The 20,031-nt window shown below is 71.0% G+C and carries 13 protein-coding genes; 7 read left to right on the forward strand and 6 right to left on the reverse strand.

Translation table 11 applies throughout. The features are described 5' to 3' along the window. Positions 1-4 precede the first annotated feature (4 nt). From ACSRUE_RS20900 to ACSRUE_RS20910, 3 genes are all read left to right on the forward strand, one after another. Entirely contained in the window at positions 5-1,126 is a 1,122-nt protein-coding gene (locus tag ACSRUE_RS20900) for a hypothetical protein (RefSeq protein ID WP_441292519.1), read from the forward strand. 511 nt (positions 1,127-1,637) lie between these two features. Further along, positions 1,638-2,357 carry a hypothetical protein gene (locus ACSRUE_RS20905; protein ID WP_437765954.1) on the forward strand — a complete coding sequence of 240 codons (720 nt, stop codon included), beginning with the start codon at positions 1,638-1,640 and terminating at the stop codon, positions 2,355-2,357. A gap of 530 nt (positions 2,358-2,887) precedes the next feature. Further along, positions 2,888-4,009: a DUF6544 family protein gene (locus ACSRUE_RS20910; protein WP_441292520.1), complete on the forward strand. Its 1,122-nt coding sequence runs from the start codon at positions 2,888-2,890 to the stop codon at positions 4,007-4,009. Positions 4,010-4,047: 38 nt separating this feature from the next. On the opposite strand, the gene ACSRUE_RS20915 is transcribed toward ACSRUE_RS20910, so the two are convergent. The 5 genes from ACSRUE_RS20915 to ACSRUE_RS20935 all read right to left on the reverse strand — a co-directional run bounded on the left by ACSRUE_RS20915 (position 4,048) and on the right by ACSRUE_RS20935 (position 11,601). Then, complete coding sequence (locus tag ACSRUE_RS20915) at positions 4,048-5,088, reverse strand: hypothetical protein (RefSeq protein ID WP_441292521.1); 1,041 nt, start codon at positions 5,086-5,088, stop codon at positions 4,048-4,050. Between the two features lie 277 nt (positions 5,089-5,365). After that, complete coding sequence (locus ACSRUE_RS20920) at positions 5,366-7,327, reverse strand: hypothetical protein (protein WP_441292522.1); 1,962 nt, start codon at positions 7,325-7,327, stop codon at positions 5,366-5,368. A gap of 167 nt (positions 7,328-7,494) precedes the next feature. Continuing rightward, positions 7,495-10,308, reverse strand: coding sequence for a cation-translocating P-type ATPase (locus ACSRUE_RS20925; protein ID WP_441292523.1), 2,814 nt, complete (start codon positions 10,306-10,308; stop codon positions 7,495-7,497). 13 nt (positions 10,309-10,321) lie between these two features. Then, positions 10,322-11,158, reverse strand: a complete 837-nt coding sequence (locus tag ACSRUE_RS20930) for a PspA/IM30 family protein (RefSeq protein ID WP_441292524.1) — start codon at positions 11,156-11,158, stop codon at positions 10,322-10,324. 53 nt (positions 11,159-11,211) lie between these two features. Further along, positions 11,212-11,601 (reverse strand): hypothetical protein, encoded by a 390-nt coding sequence (locus ACSRUE_RS20935; protein WP_437765960.1) that lies wholly within the window; start codon positions 11,599-11,601, stop codon positions 11,212-11,214. A gap of 340 nt (positions 11,602-11,941) precedes the next feature. Between ACSRUE_RS20935 and ACSRUE_RS20940 the strand changes: the two genes are divergently transcribed. After that, positions 11,942-13,486 carry a serine/threonine-protein kinase gene (locus ACSRUE_RS20940; protein WP_441292525.1) on the forward strand — a complete coding sequence of 515 codons (1,545 nt, stop codon included), beginning with the start codon at positions 11,942-11,944 and terminating at the stop codon, positions 13,484-13,486. Position 13,487: 1 nt separating this feature from the next. After that, on the forward strand, positions 13,488-14,873 hold the full coding sequence (locus tag ACSRUE_RS20945) for a sigma 54-interacting transcriptional regulator (protein ID WP_441292526.1): 1,386 nt from the start codon (positions 13,488-13,490) through the stop codon (positions 14,871-14,873). Positions 14,874-14,903: 30 nt separating this feature from the next. On the opposite strand, the gene ACSRUE_RS20950 is transcribed toward ACSRUE_RS20945, so the two are convergent. Further along, positions 14,904-16,706, reverse strand: coding sequence for a monovalent cation:proton antiporter-2 (CPA2) family protein (locus tag ACSRUE_RS20950; RefSeq protein ID WP_441292527.1), 1,803 nt, complete (start codon positions 16,704-16,706; stop codon positions 14,904-14,906). A gap of 44 nt (positions 16,707-16,750) precedes the next feature. On the opposite strand from ACSRUE_RS20950, the gene ACSRUE_RS20955 reads away from it, so the two are divergent. Further along, positions 16,751-18,154, forward strand: coding sequence for a B12-binding domain-containing radical SAM protein (locus tag ACSRUE_RS20955; RefSeq protein ID WP_441292528.1), 1,404 nt, complete (start codon positions 16,751-16,753; stop codon positions 18,152-18,154). Between the two features lie 265 nt (positions 18,155-18,419). After that, positions 18,420-19,925: a hypothetical protein gene (locus ACSRUE_RS20960; protein WP_441292529.1), complete on the forward strand. Its 1,506-nt coding sequence runs from the start codon at positions 18,420-18,422 to the stop codon at positions 19,923-19,925. The last annotated feature ends 106 nt before the right edge of the window (positions 19,926-20,031 follow it).

Consider the following 20,031-nt stretch of genomic DNA (forward strand, 5'->3'; position numbering starts at 1 on the left):
GCTGATGCGGAGCGTGCGGCAGAGAGGGCTGGCAGGGCTTTGGCTCCTCTGCTTCGGAGGGGTGGCGGTGGTCAGCGGGTGCGGCGGCGCCGGGGCGTACGACTGCGCGGAGGCGGTCGCGTGCGAGATCCGGAACGACGACGGCACCAGCAACGGGTACTGCTGGGGGCAGTGCGTCCACGCGCCGCCGGACTCCTTCGGCGCGCCGGAGCTCGTCTGGACGGGGCCCGAGGTGCTCGCGCCGGCGTCGTGCGCCGAGCTCGTGCGGATCGTCCCGGGGACCGGCGAGCGGATCCCGCTCACCGACGCCACGCGGACGCTCTTCGCGCGGGCCATGCCGGAGCCGGCGCACGGCTGCCCCGCCTGCGCGTGCACGGCGCCGGCGTGCGCGCTCCCGCAGACCGTGACGGCGAGGTCGATCGAGGCGTGCGGCGACGGCAGCATGGGGACGCAGACGTCGTTCCTTCTGCCGGCAGGCTGGGACGGATCGTGCATGTCGCCCGGCACGGTGACGGCGGAGCAGCTCGGCTCGCTCTCGATCGGCCCGGCGATCTGGGAGCCGTGCACGCCGATCGTGGCCGACGAGCCTCCGCAGCCTCTCGCGGGAGGCGTGGCCGAGGTCGTCGTCGGGTGCAGCGGTGTGGTGGAGGACGAGCTGTGTCCGGGAAAGGGGGAGCTCTGCATGCTCGAGCAGCAGCCGGCCCATCTGCCCGACGGCTGGCGTCACTGCATCGTCGGGGATGGGGATCTGGGCTGCCATCAGCCCGAGGGAGGAGCGGACCCTCGGAAGATCTTCTCGGACAGGGTGGGGGTGTTCTATGTGAACCTGGTGACCGCGCCCGCGTGCTCGCCGTGCACCTGCGAGGCGCCGGCGACGAGCCGGTGCGAGGCGCTCGTGGTCGCCTGGGAGGATGCCGCTTGCAGCGACATCCTCCTCGGCGTCGATGTGAACGAGCGTGGGATCTGCCTGGTTCCTGAGCCGACCTCCAGCTTGGCCAGCGTGAGCGCAACGTGGCTCTCGAACGAGCCCGGGACGTGCACGCCGACGCGCGGTAAACCCGACGACAAGATGGACGGCAGGGCCAAGACGGTCTGCTGTCTGCCGAAGGCGCTGGAGGCGCCGTGACGGCCTGGTCGAGAACACCGGCGAGCGGCGGGCGCACCGCCCGCGGCAGGAGCCAACCGAAGGTTCAGGGGGTAGGGGCTCCTCGGGAGCGCGTGGGGAAGGCGGTGAGGTCGTGATGAGGTGGAACAGAAGGTGGTGGCTCCTGCGCGCGTTGATCACGCTGCCGCTGGGGGGCCTGGGCGGCGCGCTGGTCGCGGGCGGCTGCGGCAGCGCGGAGCCGCCGTGCGGCTTGCCGTGGAATCCCTGCCTCATCACCAACGAGGACGGCACGAGCAACGGCGTCTGCGCCGGGAAGTGCGTGATACAACCGATGGACAGCTTTCACAAGCCGATGCTCCTGTGGATCGGAGACGCTGACGACCCCGAGCCGGCGTGCGAGGACCTCACCGGCCTCGACCTCCAGAGCCGCGATACGGTGCAAATCGCCTCGAGGACGTCCTTCCGGTTCCGGACGGTGCTGCCGGGCGACGAGCCCTGTCCCAAGTGCATTTGTAGCGTTCCGTACTGCTCCATGCCGGAGATCGTTGCGGCGCACTCGGATGCGTCGTGCGAGAACACCCCTGCGGAGACGCTCAGGCCGTTCAATCCGCCGTGGAACTGGCAAGGCGAATGCACGTCTCCGGGGACCGTGCCGGCAGAGGCGTTCAGCGCGATCTGGATCGCGCCGGGGCCGGATGGCTCGTGCACGCCCTCCACCGTGGGCGAGCCCTCTCCACCGAAGAGCCCTGCGAAGATCGCGGTCGCGTGCAGTGGCGTCGTGACGAGCAACCGGTGTCCGGAGATCGGCGACGTGTGCATGGTCGACCAGCAAGAGACCAACGTGCCCCCCGGGTGGCGGTACTGCATGATCTCGCAGTACGAGGGGCCTCACGAATGCTATCCGCCCGCCGGTCCCGGGGAGCGGCCCAGGTTCTCGGACAAGCTCACCTTCTATGATCGAGACCTTGAGCAGAGCTGCGAGCCGTGCGTCTGCGTGCCCAGCCGCACGCCGAGGAAGTGCGTCGCGCGGGTGAGCGCCTACTCGGATCGCGCGTGCAGCGAGGGCGCGCTCCTCGGGACGACGCCGGTGACGGCCGGCGGGGCGGATCGCTGCCTGCGTCCCGAGGTGGAGGGTGCGGCCCTCGGCAGCATCCGCGCCGAATGGGAGGTCAACGAGCTGGGGCTCTGCGAGCCAGCCGGCGGCGAGCCGTACCCGACCACCGTCTGCTGCCTGCCGGAGCCCGCCGGATGACGTAGCCGTGAACGGCGACGGCCACGCGGACGCGGTCCTCTTCAATCCCACCAGGCTGAACGCCTAACTCTACTGCGGGAAGTTACTCCGGATCAGCAGAAAAACCGCCAAGCCGCCAAGGACGCCAAGGGGAGAGGGGGAAGGGGGCCGTCCCGGCATCTCCCCCTATTCCCCGGTTTTCTTGGCGCCCTTGGCGGCTTGGCGGTTCGCTTCCCCGGCCGACTTCCCGCAGTAGAGCTGACGCCTCGATTGGGAGCTTCGTCAGCAGCGTCCGCAACACCTCGTCGAAGTCGAGCCCAACAGGTGCAGCAGCGACGGCGGACGGGGCGCGCAAGATCTGCGTGGACGACGGCCGGGCTGCGCTTCTCGGCGCTCGGTTCCGCGCGAATCGACCGCGCCCTCGGCGTAGCTCCCGGTTTGGCACGCGGGCTGCAAATGCAAATGAAAAAGAGCACGTGAGAGACGGAGTCGGCTGCAGGCGACCAATCGACGGCTGGGCGCAGCAGGCGACTCCGAGAAAGAGACACGTCATGCGGCTCGGATTGGCCCTCCTGATCGCGCTCCACGGCGCGATTCACCTCATCGGATACCGCGAGTGGTCGAAGCTCGCTGCCGCCGGTCAGCCGAGCGATCACACGCTCGTGCCCCTCTCTCCCACGGGCGCTCGGATCTTCGCCCTGCTCTGGCTCGTGGCGCTTCTCGTGCTGCTCGCGGCGGCAGCGCTCTGCGTCCTGCGGCGCGACGCGTGGTGGGCGCTGGCGCTCTTCGGCGTGCTCCTGTCCCAGGGCCTCATCATCCTCGCGTGGCCCCAGGCGAAGTTCGGGACCCTCGTCAACGTGCTCGTCCTCTTGCCTATCGTGTCCGCAGCCGCACACGCACGCTTCCGCCATGAGGTCGATTCGGAGGTCCAGGCGCTGCTCGCGCGTCCCGCGGAGCCGTACGCTTCCAGCGTCGACCCCTCCGAGATCGAGCGCCTGCCCACGCCGGTGCGCACGTGGCTCGAGGCCTCGGGCGTCGTCGGCCGGGAAAGGGCTCAGACGGTCCGGCTGAAACAGCGCGGCGAGCTCCGCACCAGCCCTGACGCCGCCTGGATGTCCGTGGAGGCCGAGCAGTACTTCTCCGTCGACGAACCAGCGTTCGTCTGGAAGGTCACGACGAAGATGATGGGCATTCTCCCGATCGAGGGCCGCGACAAGTACGCCTCCGGCAAGGGCCAGATGCTCATCAAGGCGGCGTCGCTCGTCAACATCGTCGACGCGGCCGACGAGAAGATCGACCAGGGCGCCATGCTGCGCTTTCTGGGCGAGATCGTCTGGTTCCCGTCAGCGGCGCTGAGCCCCTACATCGCGTGGGAGTCGATCGACGCGACGAGCGCGAAGGCGACGATGCGCCACGCGGGGAAGGTGGCATCGGCGGTGTTCACGTTCGATCAGCAGGGGCGCATGATTGGGCTGCAAGCGGAGCGCTATCTCGGCGGCGGCGCCGACGCGAAGCTCACGCCTTGGTCCGTTTCGTGCTCGGAGTGGGGCACGTTCCGGGGCATCCGGATCCCGAGCCGAGGGGAGGTCCTGTGGAAGCTCGAGAGCGGGAATTTCAGCTACTACCGCTGGGAGATCCTCGACGTGGAACACAACCCCGCAGGGCCGTACTGACGGGGAGAGCGGCTCCCGCACGGAGCCCCTGCGCCTCGCTAGAGCGGGCGGCCGATCCGGGCGCGGATCTGCGCCCGGACATCCTCTGGAAGCGAACGCAGGTAGTCGTCGGGCAGCAGCCGCAACGTCTCGTCAGGCACGAGGAGGAGCCGCTCCTCGGGGGTGAGCCCTGCGACGCGTTGCTCGGGCGGAAGGCCGGCGAGCCGCTGCTCGGGCGGCATCCCGGCGAGCCGCTGCTCGGGCGGCATCCCGGCGAGCCGCTGCTCGGGCGGCATCCCGGCGAGCCGCTGCTCGGGCGGCATCCCGGCAAGCCGCTGCTCGGGGGTCAGCCCCGCGGCCCGCTGCTCGGGGGTCAGCCCCGCGGCCCGCTGCTCGGGCGGCAGCGCCGCCAGCAGCTCGTCCACCGGCAGCGCCGGCAGAAGCGTCTCGATCGGCAGCTTCTTCAGCAGCGTCCGCAGCACCTCGTCAAAGCCTTCCAGCTCGCGCATCGCCATCGCGATCTCCTCCGCACCGACCTGCTCGGCCAGCCAACGGCGCGCCTCGACCGTCCGCGCCGTGCCGTGACCGAGCAAGTGTAGCAGATCGTCGCCCTCGGCCTCGGCCACCGTGGCGAGCTCGACCACGTACAGCGCGAACGCCGCTCCCTGGAGCTGCCAGTAGCCGCCGGCGAGGTCGAGCCAGACCAGCCCGAGCGCCGCGACATCGGCGTCGAGCGAGCGCGTACGCGACGGCAGCAGCAACACGCCGGCCAGGTCGCGGCGCGGTCCGAGCCGCTTCCCAGCGCCCGCGTAGTGCAGCGACAGGTAGCCCCAGAGCCGGTCGAGGTCACGGCTGCGGTAGGTGCGCCGGACGCTCTTGAACTCGACGATCGTCTCCCTGGGCAAGAGCGACCAGAGCCTCCGCAACGTGCCCGCCGGCTCGCGGACCTCGCCCGGCGCGTCGTTGCGCAGCAGGAGGTAATCGGCCCGGGGCGGCTCCGTCGACAAGGGCACCTCGCTTTGGATCTGAAAATGGCGCGGGCGGCGCTGGCGCAGCAGCGCGGCGAGCAGCACGTGCCACGCGGTCCGGGTCGAGCCCATAGCGCCCTGTACTGGCAACTCCGGTGCAGGACAAGAGAACATGAGCACGAGGCGTCTCAAGGTCCTTGTCTCATCGCTTTACGAGGACAGGTACCCTTTCATCACGCTTTCTTCCGGAGCAGGCGAATCGCGGCGAAATCGAGGCAGCACGCCGCCCCGCATACAGCGGGCTCGGCGTGTGCGCCCGTCCCTCGCCGAGCGGCGTCATTCCGGGGTGACCACCTCCAGCAGGTGCCCCAGCCCCTGCGCGCGGAGCGTCTCGGCCTGGAGCCGCTGCCTACTTGGCGAAAGTCGACCCGTTCCAGACGTACCGCGCCGGCTGCGCGCCCCCCCACGGCAGCAGCAGCGGCTCGAAGCCGCCGACAGGCGCCTTGTCCTGGTTGAAGGGGTACGTCTGCTCCGTCCACTCGACGGCCCGCCCCGGGGCGAGCTCGATCCCCATCTTGTCGCCCACGCGCACGAACTTGAGCTCGCCGGCGATCTTCTTGTCGCCGATGCTGCGCGCCACCTCGGCCGCGAAGATCCGCTGGATGCTCTCGCCCTCGACCCGGAAAATCTGCACGACGTCGCGGTCCACTGTCCCGCCGCCCGCCTCCTTGGGCGCCGCCGCACGGACGGTGCCGTGGACGATGATCTCCGCCTTGCCGTCGCCGGTGAGATCGAGCGCGCGCACCGAGCGGATGTCGGCCGGAGACGCGAACTGCGCGAGCGTCATGAACGCGTACCCCGCGCCGCCCCGGAACCCCTTGCCGAACACCACGATGTCGCGGTCGTGCAGGAGCACCCGCTCGGGCTCCTTGCCGCCGGCCACGTCGGCGCCGAGGTCGAACCGCGGCTTGCTCGACGAGGCGCTCCGGTCGCGCCGGTAGAGGGCGTACACCTTGTCGAGCATCTCGGCAGGCGAGAGGCCGGCCGGCTTCGGCGCAGCCCGCGCCTCCTCGGCCCTCGCCGGCGCCGGGCGCGGCCCCACGGCGCCCGCCTGCCGCTGCTCGCTCGCCTTGGTGAACACCCCGCCGGTCAGCTTGTAGAGCTGCGACTTGATCGACCCCCACGGCAACAGCAGCGGGTCGTACGTCGTCTCGACGCCCTCCGCGTAGTTGCTCGCGTCGTACCGGGTCGCCTTGCCCGGCTCCACGCGGATCGCCATCTTGTCGCCGTCCGCCACGAAGTCGACGTCGTTGACGACCGAGCCCTTGTCCGTCGCGATCGCGATCTCGTGCTGGAAGATCGGCCGCGGCGTGTCGCCGGCGCCGAACTGGAGCACGTGGATCACCTCGCGGTACTTCGTGCTGCTGCCGGAGCGCTTCCGCAGGATGAGCTCGGCCTGGCCGTCGCCCGTCAGGTCGCGCGCCGTGAGCGACGGCACCATCCCGTCCTTGGCGTCGACCCCGAGGTCCTCGAAGTAATACTGCGCGCCCTTCCGGAACCCGGGGCCGAGGACGATCAGGAACCGCTCGTGGACGAGCACCCGCTCCCGCATCCCGTCGCCGGCCACGTCGGCGACGAGGTCGTAGCTCGCGCGGCCGTGGATGCCCTTGCTCCGGAGGAGGCCGTCGGTGAGCGCGAGCTCCGGCTCGGTCGCGAGCGGCGACAGCGACCCGTACGCCTCCGAGGCGGCGCTGCCGACGACGGCGTCGACCCCTCCGCCGTCGTCGTCGTGGACGAAGAGCCCCGCCCGCAGCCCGACCCGGGTCGTCGCCGCCTCCGGGAACGCCGTCCAGGGGATGCTCGCCTCCAGGGTGTACCCGCCGCTCCGGGGGGCCTCGATGACCCTCGCCCCGGCCACCGCCTTGCCGCCCGGGACCTTGACGCTGCCCGCGGTCTTGCCTGGCTGTCCCGGGTAGAGCGCGACCGCCTGGACCTTTCCGCCCGGGAACCCGATCACGACCTTCACGTGATCGGCGCCGCCTCGCAGCGCGTCGTCGGTCACGTCGGCCGCCACGTAGATCCGCGCGTCGTCGTAGGCGATGGCCACCTGCGCGGCCAGATCGGCCTTGCTGGGCTTGCCCTTGATCTTGAGGCCGAGGGAGGTGAACGCCACCGGCCACTCCTTCGGGATCCCGTCGAGCTTGAGCCATTTCGACTCGACGAGCGGCGCCGCGATCGGCGTGCCGGCGGCGAGGGCAGGGGAGGGGGCGGCGGCGGTCAGCGCCGCCAGCGCGACCGGCGCGAGCGCGGCGAGGCGGGAGCCGGAGGCATGAGCCCCCGGCGCACGGAGGTGATGTGATTTACGTCTCATAAGCTCGGGTTTGGACGCCTCTCCGCGCCCGCTTGTTCTTACCACGAGCACTTTCTTTCCGGATCGGTCCGCGTCGCCGACCCGAGGCGGCTCCCTGGACGCCGCGAGGTGGCCGTCCGACGTGGCAGGCGAGGGGGCTCGGCGGTGCCGAGGCCCTCACCCGGCGGTCATGCGTGGGGCTTGGGGGCGGGCGTGAGGCCGGCGCCTTCGGGGCGGATCCGGCGGTACACGAGCTTTGCGATCTCGACGGCCGGGACGATGAGCGCCGAGAGGACGAGCAGGAGCATCCACTCGTTCGACGACATCGCGTACGTGCGGAAGACCGGGCGCAGCGCGGGCACGAGCAGCGCGATCAGGTGGATCGCCGCGCTCGCCGCGACCGCCAGGAGGAGCGGGAGGCTGATGAGCGGCTTCGACGCGAAGAGCGAGATGACCGGGCTACGGCAGCTCCAGGCGTGGAAGAGCGGCGACAGCGCCAGCAGCGAGAAGGCGACGGCGCGCGTGCGCAGCAGCGCCTCCTCGGTCTGGTCCGACGTCGCGTAGAGGGCGACGGCGGCGAGCCCCATGATCGCGCCGACGTACAGGATCCCGAGGTAGTCGCGCTTGATGAGCAGGCCCTCGTCGCGCGGCCGCGGCGCCTCCGACATGAGCTGCGGATCCGGCGGATCGATGCCCAGCGCGAGCGCGGGCAGGCCGTTCGTGACGAGGTTGATCCAGAGGATCATGAGCGGCGTCAGCGGCGGCCACTTGCCGAAGAACGAGACGACGAACACGGCCACGAGCAGGCCCATGTTCGACGAGAGGAGGAAGAAGATGAACTTCTGGATGTTGCGGTAGATGGCGCGCCCCTCGCGCACCGCCTCGACGATGGTCGCGAAGTTGTCGTCCGCCAGCACGAGGTCCGCCGCCTGCCGCGCCACGTCGGTGCCCCCGCGCCCCATCGCCACGCCGATGTGCGCCTCCCGGAGCGCGGGCGCGTCGTTCACGCCGTCGCCCGTCATCGCCACGATGTGGCCGTGCGCCTTGAACGCCCGCACGAGCCGGAGCTTCTGCTCCGCCGTCGTCCGGGCGAAGACGCGCAGGTGCATGATCCGCCGCCCGAGCTCCTCGTCGCTCATCGCCGCGAGCTCCGCGCCGCTGAGCGCCTCGTCGCCCTCGTCCCAGAGCCCGATCTCCTTGGCGATCGCCGTCGCGGTGAGCCGGTGGTCGCCGGTGATCATGACGGCGCGGATGCCGGCGCGACGGCACTCGGCCACCGCCTCCTTCACCCCCTGCCGCGGCGGGTCCATCATCCCGACCAGGCCGAGGAACGTGAGCTCGCGCTCGATGTCGTCCCCGTCGCGGCTGACCCGCACCCGGCGGCAGATCGCGAGCACGCGCAGCGCGGCAGCGCTCATGCGATCGGCCTCGGCGACGATCGCAGCGCGGTCGTCCTCGGACAGCGCGCGCACGCCCTTGTCGTCGGCGAACTTCACGCAGAGCGGCAGGAGCACGTCGACGCTCCCCTTCACGTGCGCGATCTCGCGGCCGCGCTCGTCCCGCGTGATCACCGTCATCCGCTTGCGGTCGCTGTCGAACGGCAGCTCGTGCACGAACGCGTGCGAAGGCGCCACCGACTCGCGCGAGTAGTTGCCCTTCGCGGCCAGCGTCAGCAGCGCCCCCTCGGTCGGATCGCCGACGATGTTCCAGCGGCCCGTCGCGCGATCCTCGTCGAGCGACGCGTTGTTGCAGAGCGCGACCGTCGCGAACAGGTACGTGAGGGGCGCCGAGTGCTCCACGACCTCCGCGCCGCCCTCGTCCCGCAGCGCGCCCGCCGGGTTGTACCCCTCGCCGGTCACCGTGTAGCGGCGGCCGCCCGCGTACACGTTGCGCACCGTCATCTCGTTCTGGGTGAGCGTGCCCGTCTTGTCCGACGCGATGATCGTCGCGGCGCCGAGCGTCTCGACCGCGGGCAGCTTGCGCACGATCGCCCCGCGCCGCGCCATGCGCTGCATCCCCAGCGCGAGCGTGATCGTCGTGATCGCGGGCAGCCCCTCGGGGATGGCGGCCACGGCGAGGCTCACGCCCTCGAGCAGGAGCTCGTGCCACGGCCGTCCGCCCCGGATGAACCCCCAGCCGAGCAGCACCGCGGAGAGCGCGAGGCACACCCGCAGGATCACCGAGCCGAAGCGATCGAGCCGCTCCTCGAGGGGCGTCTTCTGCTCGCCGACCGAGCGGATCATCTCGCCGATCCGGCCGAGCTCGGTGCTCACGCCGGTCGCGGTCACCACCGCGCGCCCCTTGCCGCGCACGACGCTCGTGCCCGTGAAGACCATCGTGACGCGGTCGCCGAGCGGCGCGTCGCGCGCGACCGGGGCGAGCGCGTCCTTGACCGCGGCCGCGCTCTCGCCCGTCAGCGCCGCCTCCTCGGTCGCGAAGCTGATCGTCTGCACGAGCCGCGCGTCGGCCGGGATCGAGTCGCCCGCCTCGAGCTCGAGGATGTCGCCGGGCGCGACGTCCTCGGCCGCGATGATCACGGTCTTGCCGCCGCGGCGCACGCGCGCGTTCGGCGCGCTGAGCTTCTGGAGGGCCTCCAGGGCCGCCTCCGCGCGCCGCTCCTGGTAGTAGCCGAGGAAGGCGTTCAGGATCACGATGAGCAGGATCGCGATCGCGTCGCCGAACCGGTGGAGGAAGCTCTCGTCCTGGTCGGCCGTGAAGCCGACGACCACGGCGATCGTCGCCGCGGCGAGGAGCGTGAGCACGAGCGGGTTCGCGAACTGCTCGAGGATGCGGACGAGCGCGCTCTTCTTCTTCGTCTCGGGCAGGCGGTTCTTGCCGTGCTCCGCGAGGCGCTGCTGCGCCTCGGCGTCGGAGAGCCCGCCGGACGAGCTGACCCCGACGCGATCGAGGAAGGCGCCGACCTCTTCGGCGTGGACTGGGAGGGGAGCGGCGGGAGAGGCGTTCGGTCCTGCCGGGCGGAGCGCCGTGGCGGCTTGGCTCATGGGCAGGCGTGCTCTAGCGCTTCATCCTGGCTTGTTCACGTTGTTCTTCGGCCTCGAGCTCCGCGAGCGCCGCCGCGAGCTCGTCCTGCTCGGCCTGGGGCGCGGCGGCCGGCGCGCCGCCCGCGCCGGCCACGCGCACCTGCGGCGGCGGCGCCGCGGCGGGCGGCGGCTCGGGCGGGAGCACGCCCATCTTCCGCTTGAGCGCGAGCAGCTCGTCGTCCGCGCCCGCCGTCGCCTCGAGCTGCCCGAACTTGTGCGCCAGCGTGTCGCCCGTGTACTGCTCGGCGATCTCCCCGGCGGCCTCGGCCTCGGCCTCGATCTGGTCGATCTTGTTCGACATCCGGTCGAACGTCTCGAAGGCGGAGGCGTTGTTCAGGCCGCTCATCGTCTCCTGGATGGCCTTCTGCGCCTCGGCCCGCTTCTTCCGGGCGATGAGCACGTTCTTCTTGCGCTTCGCCTCCTCGATCTTGTTGTTCAGGAGGCGCAGCGCCGTCTTCAGCTGGTCGACGGCCTGCTTCTGCTTCTGCCACTGGTCCTTGTAGGAGGTGGCGAGCTGGTCGTGCTCCTTCTTGCGGTTCAGCGCCTCCTTGGCCAGCGCGTCGTCGCCCGCCTTGATCGCGAGCATCGCCCTGCGCTCCCACTCCGCGGCGTGGGCGGCCTCCTGCTCGGCTTGCTTGGCCAGCCGCTTCTCGTCGGCGATCGAGACGGCGACCTGCTTCTTCGCCTCGATCAGCTGGTTTGCCATGTCGATGACGACCTGGTTCAGCATCTTCTCGGGGTCCTCCGAGCGGCTGATGAGGTCGTTCAGGTTCGACTTGATGAGGGTCGCAAGGCGCGCGAAAATTCCCATAGATCAGCTCCAACTCTCGGGGTGCGCAGGGTCGAAAGGCGCGGCGGGTCTGCTCAGCTGAGCGCGAGATCGTGCAGCACGGAGATGTGGCGGGCGAGCGCGAGATCAATGTCGCTCAGGATCGCCTCGAGCTCGTTCATGTCGAGGTTCTCGAGCTCCAGCGCCGCCGACAGGACGACGGTGCCCGCCTCGATCCCGTACGAAGCGTGCATCAGATCCGTCGCGTTGTACTCGAGCAGGCGGCGGAAGAGCCTGGTCTGGTGTGCGTCGTCCCCGGGGACAGGGCCGATCGTGACCCGCACCGCCACGATCGGCGGGTCGATGCGGATCGCGATCGGCGGCGCGTCCGGGCCCCCCGAGACGAGGTAGGTTCCGGCGTCGTTCTCGAACCGGCGATCGAGCTGCAGGAGGTAGGTTTCGACATCCTCGGCGGTACGCGGCATGGCGCGGCGAGCCTACAGAATCATGTCGCGTCGGGCTAGTGCTGCGTCCCTCGGATTCTTCCCGGGATTCCGCGCGCCGTGGGCTGCGGCCCACGGCCACGACCATCGAGGGCGCGCGGCTCGCCGTGGTCCACCGAACCAGGGCGCGCCCTCCGTTGGGTTCGTGCTCCGAGCGCGCCGGCGCGCTGTCGCGCTGTCGCGCTGTGAGCCCGCAGCACGCGCCGCGAGCGGCGCTCCGTGATCGGTTCCGGTCGCTCCGGGAATCACGCGGTTTCCCCGGACGCTCGCATTTTTCTCACCCGTTCGAGAGGCGCGGTGGTACGGTCCCGATCCAGGTTACGTGGCGATCCACCCGGGCGACGTCGTTGCTGGCTACCGTGTCTCCCGCCTGCTCGGGCGGGGCGGCATGGGCGAAGTCTGGGCAGCGACACGGGAATCGGACAATCACCAGGTCGCCATCAAGGTCCTGCTCGCGCGCGCCGCGATGAAGCCCGATCTCGTGCGGCGCTTCGACCGCGAGGCGAAGATCGCCTCGGCCATCCAGAGCCCGTACGTCTGCCAGCTGCTCGAGGTCGGCCAGACGGACGAGGGCGAGCACCTGCTCGTGTTCGAGCAGCTCGACGGCGAGTCGCTGGCGGATCGGCTGAAGCGCGAGCAGTACCTGCCGTTCAGCGAGGTCGGCCCGATCATCGATGACGTGCTCCAGGGGCTCGTGGCGGCGCACGCCGCGGGCGTCATCCACCGCGATCTGAAGCCGGGCAACATCTACCTCGAGCACCTCGGCCTGCCGGACCGGCGCGAGCGCGCGAAGATCCTCGATTTCGGCATCTCGAAGCTCGCGCGGCGCGAGAAGGAAGAGCCGACGCTCACCGCCTTCGACGCGACGCTGGGATCGTTCGCGTACATGGCGCCGGAGCAGGTGCGGGGCGCCGCGCGGGCCGACGAGCGGGCCGACATCTACGCGGTCGGCGCGGTGGCCTTCCGGTCCCTGTCCGGGCGGCTGCCGTTCGAGGGGGCGAACGCCGCGGTGCTCGTCGCGATGAAGCTCGACCGCCCGGCGCCTTCGCTCGCCGAGGCGACCGGCGAGAAATGGCCGGTGGGCATCGAGCGCTTCCTCGAGCGGGCGCTCGACCGCCGGCGCGAGGGGCGCTTCGGCTCCGCGGCAGAGGCGCTGTCGAGCTGGCGGGCCATCCAGCCGGCGAACATCACGCGCGCGACGCGCCGCACGCAGCGGAGCAGGTATCCCTCCGAGCTGCCCGACCCGTTCCTGGAAGACAACCCGACGGTCGTCGACGGCCCGCCGACGATGACGGAGAACGGCGGCTTCAGCGACGGCGGCCACAGCTCGCCGCCCCCTGCTTCGCTCGCCCCTCCCAGGGCCAGCACCGTGCCCCCGCCGCCGCCGAGCCGGGCCGGGAGCACCGTGCCGCCGCCGCCGCCGAGCCGGGCCGCTGCGCCGCCGGCGCCGCCGAGCAGGACGGGCGTGGGCGCGCCGCCGGCGCCGCCGAGCAGGGCGGGCGCGGGCGCGCCGCCGGCGCCGCCGAGCAGGGCGGGCGCGGGCGCGCCGCCACCACCGCCGAGCAGGGCGGGCGCGGGTGCGCCGCCGGCGCCGCCGAGCAGGGCGGGCGCGGGCGCGCCGCCACCACCGCCGAGCAGAGCGGGCGCGCCGCCGGCGCCGCCGAGCAGGGCCGCTGCGCCGCCGCCACCGCCGAGCAGAGCGGGCGCGCCGCCGGCGCCGCCGAGCAGGGCGGGCGCGGGCGCGCCGCCACCACCGCCGAGCAGGGCGGGCGCGGGCGCGCCGCCGGCGCCGCCGAGCAGGGGCGGGGGCCCAGAGATTCCCCGGCCGGAGGGTCCGCCTTCGCGCCGCAAGACAGAGAGGCACTGAGTTGCTCGACGCGACGGTAGGCACGAAGAACCGGGTCGAGGTGCGCGGCGGGCGCATCCGCCTCACGAAATCATCGGCCGCGCGCGGCGGCGGATGGATCGAGATCGGCACCGATCCCGTCATCGTGGGCCGCAACGCGGCCTGCCAGCTGGTGCTCGACGACGCCAAGGTCAGCGCGGTGCACGCCGAGTTCGTCGCCACGGAGCAGGGCGTCCGCGTGCGCGATCTCGACAGCCGGAACGGGACCTTCGTCGGCGGCGTGCGGGTCGGCGACATCTACCTGCTCACGAGCACGAAGCTGCGGCTCGGCGAGACCGAGATCCAGTTCGAGCCCCTGCGGCCCGAGCGCATCACGGTCTCGGCGATCCCGTCGTTCGGCCCGCTCGTGGCGAGCAGCCCCGGGATGCGGGCCATCTTCGAGCGCCTCTCCAAGATGGCGCCGACCGACCTCACGGTGCTCATCACGGGCGAGACCGGCACGGGCAAGGAGCTCGTCGCGCAGGCGCTGCACCTGGCGAGCGCCCGCTCGAAGAAGCCGTTCGTGGTCGTGGACTGCGGCTCGATCCCGCCGACCCTGGCCGAGGCGACGCTGTTCGGCCACGAGCGCGGCGCGTTCACGGGCGCGGTCGACAAGCGCCTCTCGCCGTTCATCGAGGCGGACGGCGGCACGATCTTCCTCGACGAGCTCGGCGAGCTGCCGCTCGAGGTGCAGCCGAAGCTCCTCCGCGCGCTCGCCGAGCGCCGCATCAAGAGCGTCGGCGGGTCGAGCTACCGCGAGGTCGACGTGCGCGTGCTCGCGGCGACGCGCCGCGACCTCGTGCGGGCCGTGAACGGCGGCAACTTCCGGAGCGACCTCTACTTCCGCGTCGCGCAGATCAAGATCGAGCTGCCGGCGCTCCGGCAGCGCGTGGAGGACATCCCCGTGCTCGTCCGCCGGATGCTGAAGGATCTCGGCGACGAGAGCGCCTACGAGCGCGTCTCGAACATGACGCTCGAGCGGCTGATGCGGCACGACTGGCCGGGAAACGTCCGCGAGCTGCGGAACGCGGTCGCCGTCGCGTTCGCGCTCGCCGCCGAGGGCGAGGAGATCGACATCGCGGCGCACCTCGGCGCCCTCACCGAGACGCCGATGCACCCGAGCTCCTCGCCGTCGATCCCCCCGGGCGGCGGCGCGGCCAGCAGCTCGTTCGCGTCGATGAAGGGCCGCCAGTTCCAGGAGGCGAAGCGCGACGTCCTCGCGCGGTTCGAGCGCGACTACTTCGCCGCCCTGTCCGAGGACGCGAAGGGCAACGTGAGCGAGATGGCGCGGCGCGCGGGCATGGAGCGGGCGCACGTGCGGGCTTACCTCCGCCGCCACGGCATCGGCGCGAAGCAAGAGCAGGAGTGAGCGAGCCGGCGGCGACTCGCGCGCTCCGCGTCACACCGCCGCGGCCTCGTCGTCCCTGCCGGGCGGCGCGATCTCGTCGGACTCGAACAGCCCTTCGAGCTCCTGCGCCGCCTGCTTCGCCGCCTCGATGAGCTTGACCTCGTCGTTGTGCACCGCGTGCCCGCGGAGGAGCACCCTCTCGTCGTGGGCCCTGAACCGCTCGATGGTCGCGCGGGCGTCCCGCTCCCGCATCCCGAGGCCCTCGAGCACGCGCGCCGCCACCTCGAGCGACGACAGGAACGTCTCCCGCGCCAGCACCGTCACGCCGATATCCATCAGCTGATACGCGTGCTGGCGGTTCCTGGCGCGCGCGTAGATGAGGAGGTCCGGGAAGTGCCGCTTCACCACCTCCGCCGTCTTCACCGACGACGCGACGTCGTCGATCGCCAGCACGAAGATCTTCGCCTTGTCGGCGCGCGCCGCGCGGAGCAGCTCGAGCCGGGAGGCGTCCCCGTAATAGATCTTGTTGCCGTACCTGCGGACGAAGTCGACCTGCGTCGGGCTCGCGTCGAGCGCGGTGAAGGGGATCTTCCTCGTGCGGAGGACGCGAGAGACGATCTGGCCGAAGCGGCCGTATCCGGCGATGATGACCCTCGGGTCGTCGTCGTCGATCGCGTCGAACTCGCGCTCTGGCCGGCCCCCCTGCCATCGCTTGACGAGCGCGTCGCCGAGCGCGATGACGAGCGGCGTGAGCGCCATGGACAGGGTGACCACGACGACCAGGAGGTCGGCGAGGAGCCTGTCCATGAGGCCCTGTCCCGCGGCCAGCCCGAAGAGGACGAAGGCGAACTCGCCCCCCTGCGGGAGCGTGAGCGCGAGGTCGCGCGCGGAGCCCTTCGCGTGCCCGGTCGCCCTGCCCAGGACGAGCAGGACGGCGGCCTTGAGCGTCATCACGCCGAGGACGAGCCCGAGGACGAGCAGCGGCCGCTCGATGACGAGGCCGATGTTCGCCGACATCCCGACGGCGATGAAGAAGAGCCCCATGAGCAGGCCCTTGAACGGCTCGATGTCCGCCTCGAGCTCGTGGCGGTACTCCGAGTCGGCGAGCAGCACGCCCGCCAGGAAGGCGCCGAGCGACATGGAGAGGCCGACCTGCACCATGAGGAGCGCCGTGCCGAGCACGACGAGCAGGGCCGCCGCGGTGAAGACCTCGTGGGCGTGGGTGGCGGCGATGGCCCGGAAGACGGGGCGCACGAGGTAGCGGCCGCCGACGACGACCGCGAGCAGCACGGCCACGACCTTGAGCGACGAGGCGACGGCGCTCCCCTCGGCGGGGGCCGCGCCGGCGGGGCCGAGCAGGTGGAGCCCCGCGAGCAGCGGGATGACGGCGAGGTCCTGGAAGAGCAGGATGGCGAACGCGGAGCGGCCGTGCTGCGACTGCATCTGGCCCTTCTCGGCCAGGATCTGCAGGACGAACGCCGTCGACGAGAGCGAGAGCCCGACGCCCGCGATGGCCGCCGTGTCGGCGCGCAGGCCGAGCGCGGCGCCGATGAGCGCGATGAGCGCGCCCGTGACGGCGACCTGCGCGCCGCCGAGGCCGAACACGGCGCGGCGGAGCACCCAGAGCCGCGACGGCTTGAGCTCGAGGCCGATGAGGAAGAGGAGCAGCACCACGCCGAGCTCCGAGAAGTGGAGGGTGTCCTCGACGTTGGCGATGATCCGCAGCCCCGACGGGCCGAGCAGCGCGCCCGCGACGAGGTAGCCGAGCACCGCGCCGAGGCCGATCCGCTTGAACAGCGGCACGGCGATCACGGCCGCGCCGAGAAAGACTGCGGCGTCCGAGAGCAAGCTCATTCGTCGTGGGTCTCCTTGGGGCTCCGTGATAAGCACGATCCGCCATGCAGATCGAGCTCATCGCCACGGCAAGCGAGGATTCCGCGTACCTGCCCCGGGTGGGGCTCGGCACGCTCGCGGCGCTCACGCCCCCCGAAGATGAGATCATCTATACCGATGACGTCGTGCAGCCCTTCGATCTCCAGCGCGACGTCAAGGACGTCGACCTCGTCGGGATCAGCGTCGACAGCAAGACCGCCCGCCGCAGCTACGATATCGCCGCCGCTTACCGCAGGCGCGGCGTGAAGGTGGTGCTCGGTGGCATCCACCCGACGGCCTGCCCCGACGAGGCCCTGCAGCACGCGGACGCCGTCGTGGTCGGCGAGGCGGAGGACGCCTGGCCCGCCCTGCTCGCGGACGTGAAGCGCGGCGAGCTCAAGCCGTTCTACCGCCCGGAGCTGCCGAGCCTCGCGGGCAGGCCCCCGCCGCGGCGCGACCTGTTCACCTCCAAGAAGTACATCCCGTTCCAGGTCGTCCAGACGATGCGCGGCTGCCCGTATCCGTGCGAGTTCTGCAGCGTGTCGACGGCGAACGGCACCACGATGCGGTTCCGCCCGACCGACGAGGTGCTGAGCGAGCTCCGGTCGCTCGGCAAGCTCATCATGTTCGCGGACGACAACGTGATGATCCACCGGGCGTACTCGAAGGAGCTCTTCACCCGGATGATCCCGCTGAAGAAGCACTGGATAGGCCAGTGCTCGCTCGCCGCGGTCAAGCGCCTCGAGAACGTGAAGCTCATGGCCGAGAGCGGGTGCAAGGCGCTCTTCATCGGCTTCGAGAGCATCGACGACGAGACGGTGAAGTTCACCGGAAAGCGGCAGAACCGTCCCTCCCAGTACAAGGAGACGATGGCGATGCTCCACGATCACGGCATCTCGGTCTGGGGGAGCTTCGTCTTCGGGTTCGATACGGACGATCCCGAGGTGTTCGATCGCACCGTGGAGTTCGGCGTCGACATGAAGCTGACGATGGCGCTGTATGCCATCCTCACCCCGTACCCCGCGACGCAGCTGTACCGCCGCCTCAAGGCGGAGGGGCGCCTCACGGACGAGCGCTGGTGGCTGCGCCGCGACCACGACGCCGGCTCGCCCTATTTCGTCCCCAAGCAGATGTCGCGGGAGCGGCTCCGGGAGGGGTGGGTGTCCGCGTGGACGAAATTCTACTCGCCGTCCTCGATATGGCGCAGGTTCACCCTCACGCGGCAGTCGAGCTGGATCCAGCTGGCGGGCTTCTTTCCGCTGAATTTCATGCAGCACACGCTGGCGCACCGCAAGATCGCGGGCGGCGAGCAGCGCTTCCGCTCCGGCGTGCACATCGAGGAGGCGGCCGCTTCGTCCGTGGTGCAGCCGCAGCCGGAGCCGCAGCCTGCGAGGGCCAAGGGCGCTCGGCAGCTCCCGATCATCGGATAGGCGATCCCCTGGCGCCAGCTTCACGCCCTGTGCGTGCGTGGGCGCCGTCCTGCACCCGCAGCGCATCGGTGGATGTGGACAATCGACCGCTCGCGGATGGACGGCGGCGCGCGGTGAGAGAGCGACGTTCTTCATGTCGCGCTTGCAGTGCGATTGTCGCTTGCTGATTTTGCTACACTCGCGTGAGCTCCTGGAATGCCGGGGTGTCGAGCGGGGCGTGAGCCCGCTTTGTCGCGGCATCGAGGGTCCCTCAAGCGGAGGTGTCATGGGTCGATGTCGGTTCTCCTTCTCGCTCCTCATCGTGGTTGGCGCCGCCGTGTCCAGCGCTGGCTTCGCGGCCAGCTGCAGCGCGACGGGCTCGTCCAACGTGCTCGACTCGAGCGGAGCTGACGAACCAGGCGTGGGGGCGGGCGGCACGACCGGCGGAGTCGACGGGCAGGGTGGGTTCCTCGACATCGATGGAGGGCAGGAGCCGTACAGCGATGTGCCGGTGAACGCTTGTGGGAGCGCGTGCGGCGACAGGGAGCTATGTACCGGCGCGACCCTCGGCCTGGACGACGACTGCGATGGTTCGATCGACGAGACGTGCGCCTGCATCCCCGGTCAGGCGCACTCCTGCTTCCGCGGCGATCCGTCGTTCCGGAACAGCGAGGGCTGCTTTCCTGGCACCCAGCTCTGCGACGAGACTGGCACCTGGGGCCCGTGCGTCGGCGGCGTGCACGCCGACGAGAACTGCCACATGGGTGGCGGCGCTCCGTGCCGCCCGATGCAGGCGTCGCCCTTCGCCGATGTCAACCTCAAGGCGGGCACCAGCGCCTTCAGCGCGGATGCGGTCGCGGGCTCCGAGGTGTGGACGGTGGACTGCCCCGATGGCGTCGACCCGTGCCCCGGAGTGAGCGGCTCGGACCCAGCGGACGATTTCAAGCCGCTGCAGTCGGGGGAGTACACTGTCACGTACACGAAGCGCGTCCCGAGCGGCGATACCCGGAGCTGCCAGTACCCGCTCTTCGTCAGCGCGGGCGGGCTGCGCGTCGAGCTCGAGTGGGAGCACGACGTCGGCGACGTCGATCTCGATCTCCACCTCCACAAGCCGAGCAACACGCAACCCTGGAGCATGTCGGGCTCGGCGGTGGACTGCGGCTTTTACAACTGCACCATCGAGCACTTCTCGTCAAAGGCCTCGGATATCCGCTGGTTCTTGAACAGCGCGAGGCTGCCGGACCCCGTGAACTGGTACCTCGATCCGGTGCCGGGCAACAACGGCTGCTTCAACGCCCCTCGGGGCGTGGGGAAACTATGGGAGGCGAACGGTCTTGGCTGCCACAACCCGCGGCTCGACCTCGACAACTGGAGGTGCGACCCCATCGTGACGGACCCCAACGACCCAGACTTCTGCGCGCCGGAGAACATCAACCTCGACTATCCGCCGAAGGGTCAGTGGATGCGCATCGGCGTGTATTACTTCGGTCAGGGGAGCGTGAAGCACGATATCCACCCCCGGATCAAGATCTTCTGCGACAGCGCGCTCGGGGCCGATCTGGGGCACACGGGGTTCTACAGCCCAGAGCGGCGTGTCGCGTTCAAGCCCACGGACGGACACACCTTGTTCTGGCTCGTCGCCGACGTGCTCTTCCCCGAGCCGGACGAGTGCGGCCAGGCGGCCTGCGTCGTGCGGCCGCTCTATGAGAGCGCCAGCGCGAAGACGCCGCTGCTCACCACGCGGGACGACGTCGAGGCGAGCTTCGGTCCCGCCTACCCGACGCTGCCGTGACCCCGAAGGGCGCGCGCCGGCGCGAGCGCGCGAGCTCTGCCGGCGCCGTCTCGCCCCGTGCGCAGAGGTCGTGAGGCGCAACGCCACACCGGCCAGCACGGCGAGC

It is taken from the genome of Sorangium sp. KYC3313, from assembly GCF_052075895.1.
Taxonomy (GTDB): domain Bacteria; phylum Myxococcota_A; class Polyangia; order Polyangiales; family Polyangiaceae; genus Sorangium; species Sorangium cellulosum_B.

Bases quoted from the DNA above. Each gene is read 5' to 3' on its own strand.
- ACSRUE_RS20900 (WP_441292519.1), top strand. From the start codon at position 5: ATGCGGAGCGTGCGGCAGAGAGGGCTGGCAGGGCTTTGGCTCCTCTGC.
- ACSRUE_RS20905 (WP_437765954.1), top strand. From the start codon at position 1,638: ATGCCGGAGATCGTTGCGGCGCACTCGGATGCGTCGTGCGAGAACACC.
- ACSRUE_RS20910 (WP_441292520.1), top strand. From the start codon at position 2,888: ATGCGGCTCGGATTGGCCCTCCTGATCGCGCTCCACGGCGCGATTCAC.
- ACSRUE_RS20915 (WP_441292521.1), bottom strand. From the start codon at position 5,088: ATGGGCTCGACCCGGACCGCGTGGCACGTGCTGCTCGCCGCGCTGCTG.
- ACSRUE_RS20920 (WP_441292522.1), bottom strand. From the start codon at position 7,327: ATGAGACGTAAATCACATCACCTCCGTGCGCCGGGGGCTCATGCCTCC.
- ACSRUE_RS20925 (WP_441292523.1), bottom strand. From the start codon at position 10,308: ATGAGCCAAGCCGCCACGGCGCTCCGCCCGGCAGGACCGAACGCCTCT.
- ACSRUE_RS20930 (WP_441292524.1), bottom strand. From the start codon at position 11,158: ATGGGAATTTTCGCGCGCCTTGCGACCCTCATCAAGTCGAACCTGAAC.
- ACSRUE_RS20935 (WP_437765960.1), bottom strand. From the start codon at position 11,601: ATGCCGCGTACCGCCGAGGATGTCGAAACCTACCTCCTGCAGCTCGAT.
- ACSRUE_RS20950 (WP_441292527.1), bottom strand. From the start codon at position 16,706: ATGAGCTTGCTCTCGGACGCCGCAGTCTTTCTCGGCGCGGCCGTGATC.
- ACSRUE_RS20955 (WP_441292528.1), top strand. From the start codon at position 16,751: ATGCAGATCGAGCTCATCGCCACGGCAAGCGAGGATTCCGCGTACCTG.
- ACSRUE_RS20960 (WP_441292529.1), top strand. From the start codon at position 18,420: ATGGGTCGATGTCGGTTCTCCTTCTCGCTCCTCATCGTGGTTGGCGCC.